Below are 3736 nucleotides of genomic sequence, written 5' to 3' on the forward strand. Positions count from 1 at the left end.
GGAGTGCGGGCTCGCCAGGGCGAGCCCGCAGGAGCAAGGGCGCAAGCAGCGCCGTGACACATGGACTGCCGCGACTGACACCCGGCTCGACCGAGTCGACGATGCCAACGCGAGCGCACCACCAGGCAAGAAGTACCAATATGTTCGTATTGTGTATTGACTTTCGTCGCATTAATTCTCAGCGTGGGGGGTTGAACAGTCATGGCCGAGGACCCAACCGATCAACAACAACGTCCCGTACGCGAGCCGTCCCTGACGGACGCGATCCTCCCCCTGGCCGTGCTCGCCATCCTGATCGCGGGCCCCCTAGCACTGTTCGGCCTCGACGCGCTGGACGGCGGCCCCATCCAGGTCGCGCTGATCCTCTGTGCGATGACGGCGGCCCTGGTGGCGATGAAGAACGGGCACAGCCGAGCGATGCTGCGGGGCGCGGGATAGCCGGGTCGGGCGGCGGCTCGTTGGCCGGGGCCCAGGGGGACGGTGCTGGGCGGCGAGGTTGATACCCGTGGAGGGTCTGTCGGCCCACGTGATCGTGATCCGCGGTGGACTGCCGAAGCCGGACGAGGACGGTGCGTACGGCGTTGGTGTGGAGTGCCTCGATGCGCGGCATCCACACGCCTGATCGGTCTTCCGTCCTGCCCGAGTTCACACGTCGTTGGAGATGCGGCTGAGAGGTGGCGTGCGAACTTTCCCGAACACAATATGCCCTGCGCTCGCGGCGGCTGGCATCGTCACCAGTGTCGTCGGCGATGGTGTTCGTAGGCTGCGGAGTCCTCCTCTGGCCGGTGGCACTCGGCATCATCGGACGCCGGGCCGCCTCCTGTGCGTCGGTCTGCCGATGAGCATCGGGGCAGGCTGGCTTCTGGCATGGCCCCTGCTGCCCGGGCTGACCCGCTGGGAACTCGCTTTGGTCGGCGCAGCCCTCGCCCCCACGGACGCAGCCCTCGGCAAGACCGACATGTCCAGTCCACGGGTCCCCGCACTCGTCCGGCGCGGCCTCAACGCACTCGTCCGGCACGGCCTCAACGTGGAGAGCGGCCTGAACGACGGCATGGTGCTGCCGTTCTTCGTGCTCTTCCTGTCCGCAATACCAGGCACGTCCGCCGCGCAAGAGGGAGAACAGGGGGTCTTCTGGCGCGCGCTGGTGTTCAGCTCGATCCTGGGCGTTCTGGTCGGCGTGGTCGGCGGCCAGCTGTTGCGATCGGCGCAGGCGGGGATGGGTCTCGTGTGAGTGGGCGCAGCTCTTCGTCCCGACCGTCGCCGCGGCCGCGTACGCAGTCCGCGGCAATGGCTTCATCGCCGCCTGTATCGGCGGCTTCGCACTGCGCCGGTTCCCGGCCGCCGAGCCGCAGGAGGACCTCGACCCTTCGCATTTACAGGACGTCCCCGACCGTACTGCCCCCTTCACCGAGCACCTCGGGGAGCTCCTGGCCTCACTCAGTCTGCTGATCTTCGGAGCCGTACTGCTCGGCCCGACGCTGGAGAACCTGAGCTGGGGCATCGTTGGTTACGCGGTACTCAGTCTCACCGTCGTCCGGATGCTGCCAGTGGCTGTCGCGCTCGCCGGCAGCGGGCTGCGACTTCCCACGGTGGTCTACATCGGGTGGTTCGGACCCCGCGGTCTGGCATCCGTCGTGCTCGGGCCGCTGCTCCTTGAGGACGAGCACGTCCAGGGAGTCGAGTTGCTGGCGAGAGTGGTGGCTGTCACCGTCGGCCTGAGCGTATTGCTGCATCTCCGCCGTCTCGCCCTCGCCGACCGGTACGGCAGCTGGCTCGAGAAGACCACGGCGATGGGCCGGAAGCTGCGCGAGGGAACTCCCGTTCCCGAGTCCACACGGGTCCTCGCCGGGAACGAGAGTCATGAGTCAGGACGGGGGCTGGAGAACTGAGTCAATGACGTAGATGGTGGCGTTCGCGGCCTTGATGTTGCCGCAGACGATGTTCGCCTTGTCGTTGACCTTGAAGTCGGTACCTGAGCCCGACGTGGTCAGTTTGCTGCCTTCCACCGTCGTGAAAGAGCCCTTGGAGAGTTCGTTCGGGGTGATCTGCTTGTCCACGACGTGGTAGGTCAGCACCTTCTTCAGCTGCCCCTGATTGCTGAGGAGCGCGCCAACCTGCGACACGGTCACCTTTTGGAAGGCCTGGTCGTTGGGAGCGAAGATAGTGACGTCGGGTTTCCCGTCGAGGGTGACGCCCAGCTTTGCTCTGACCGTGGCTGAGACCAGCTGGCTGAGCTGTGGATATGCGGCCGCAGCCTCTACGACCTTATCCCTGGCCGTGTTGGCCTTCTGGGAGAGCGCCGAACAGCCGGGACCGAACGTCCCCGACGGGCTGGGCGGCGCATCCTGTGCGTGGCTCGGCGACGCCAGACCTCCAAGCGCGAGCGGGATGGCGACCAGAGCTGCCTGGGTGGCCTTTGCTGTACGCATGCGGATAAACCTCATCGCAACCTTCCTCCCGTGGAGGCGTGAGCACTGCAGAGGTTTGGACTGCGGAAGTCTTCGTTTCCGCGGGCGGGGTGGGGCGGCTGCTGCCCCACGGCCTTGGGCCATAATCACCCGGGCTATCACCCAGCCACCCGGCGAGCATATCCGGCAGGTGCCGGTGACCGCATCTCAAAGCCCGGACGCGGTGAACGTCCCGCCCCTGCTGGACCTCGGCCTACCCGGGCTCGCCGAATGGGCCGCCGCGGCCTGTACAACGCCTGCGGCAAAGTCTGGGAGTAGTGCGCCGACTGGTACGCCCCGAACTATTACGCCCGCGGGAACCCCACCGGCCCCTCGCTCGGCACCACCCGGGTGATTCGCGGCGGCTCGTACCTGTGTCACGCCTCCTGCTTTTCCTGCGGCGAGCTGCTTGGCGTAGTACGCGGCGCCGGGCCTGTCTCGGCGGACTTGGGTGACCGCTGCCATGTGCAGGGCGTTGTTGATGGTGCGGTTGCCTCCCCGATTGAGGCGGACGCGAACTGTGTTGGAGGACCAGACGGGTATCGGGGCGGCGTCTCCAACGATGGCATTGACGCGAAGAAAGACGCGGCTTTCAGGATCTCGTTCGCGCGCTTCAGCTCGGCGATCTCCTTCTTCATCGCCTTGATCTGCGCGGACTCCTCCGTCGTCGTCCCCGGCCGGGCACCGGCGTCGATCCGGTCCTGCCGCACCCACTTGCGGAGCGTCTCGGTCGTGCCGATGCCGAGCTTCGATGCGACGGCTTTCATCGCGGCCCACTCGGTGTCATAGTCCGGTCGCACCTCGGGGACCATGCGCAACGCATGACAGCGCAGCTCAAGCGGGTACTGGGAAGGACGTGCCATAACTCGACTCCACCCAACTCGGGACAGTCCGGAGTCCCTACCGAACCTGGAACGGTTCACCGGACCCACCCGCACGCGCGTGGACAGTACATCCCCGCGCTGCTGAACCCGGTGTACCACTTCGCGCACCACAACCCCGGCCGCGCGAAGCACTGGTGGATACGCGTGGGTACCAAGGACTCCGACAACGCGCTGACCGTCGTCGGCAACCTCACCGCGAGCCTCCACGGTCTCGGTGACAACGTGAACTCGCTGATGTACTGGGACCAGGGCCACGGCTCCAACACCGACGCTGCCGACTTCATCACGGGGGTCGGTCGGGTGACCGGCCGCCGCAGGTAACCACCGCGCCGACGGCATGACAGGCTCCCGGGCGTGTGCCCGGGAGCCTGTCATGTCTTCCGTACCGCTCCGCCTGTCCGTTCG

General features: G+C 66.7%; 6 protein-coding genes and 1 pseudogene. 4 read left to right on the top strand and 3 right to left on the bottom strand.

Going from position 1 to position 3736, the window contains the following annotated elements:
- Positions 1 to 201 precede the first annotated feature (201 nt).
- From ACWFR4_RS47810 to ACWFR4_RS47820, 3 genes are all read left to right on the top strand, one after another.
- Positions 202 to 438: a hypothetical protein gene (locus tag ACWFR4_RS47810; RefSeq protein WP_453658147.1), complete on the top strand. Its 237-nt coding sequence runs from the start codon at positions 202 to 204 to the stop codon at positions 436 to 438.
- A gap of 400 nt (positions 439 to 838) precedes the next feature.
- Positions 839 to 1231 (top strand): cation:proton antiporter domain-containing protein, encoded by a 393-nt coding sequence (locus tag ACWFR4_RS47815; RefSeq protein WP_453658149.1) that lies wholly within the window; start codon positions 839 to 841, stop codon positions 1229 to 1231.
- A 307-nt stretch (positions 1232 to 1538) separates the two neighbouring features.
- A complete protein-coding gene (locus ACWFR4_RS47820; RefSeq protein WP_453658151.1) occupies positions 1539 to 1889 on the top strand; it encodes a hypothetical protein in 351 nt (116 codons plus the stop codon).
- Here ACWFR4_RS47820 and ACWFR4_RS47825 read toward each other — a convergent pair.
- The 3 genes and pseudogenes from ACWFR4_RS47825 to ACWFR4_RS47835 form a co-directional block, all read right to left on the bottom strand.
- Entirely contained in the window at positions 1866 to 2429 is a 564-nt protein-coding gene (locus ACWFR4_RS47825) for a fasciclin domain-containing protein (RefSeq protein WP_453658153.1), read from the bottom strand. The two genes, ACWFR4_RS47820 and ACWFR4_RS47825, sit on opposite strands and share 24 nt — an antisense overlap.
- 186 nt (positions 2430 to 2615) lie before the next feature.
- Positions 2616 to 3011, bottom strand: a complete 396-nt coding sequence (locus ACWFR4_RS47830) for a transposase (RefSeq protein ID WP_453658157.1) — start codon at positions 3009 to 3011, stop codon at positions 2616 to 2618.
- A gap of 11 nt (positions 3012 to 3022) precedes the next feature.
- Positions 3023 to 3310, bottom strand: a pseudogene (locus tag ACWFR4_RS47835) (transposase); the annotation flags it as partial.
- 165 nt (positions 3311 to 3475) lie between these two features.
- Between ACWFR4_RS47835 and ACWFR4_RS47840 the strand changes: the two are divergent.
- Positions 3476 to 3652, top strand: a complete 177-nt coding sequence (locus ACWFR4_RS47840; protein ID WP_453658155.1) for a hypothetical protein — start codon at positions 3476 to 3478, stop codon at positions 3650 to 3652.
- The last annotated feature ends 84 nt before the right edge of the window (positions 3653 to 3736 follow it).

It is taken from the genome of Streptomyces sp. NPDC055140 (assembly GCF_053607285.1).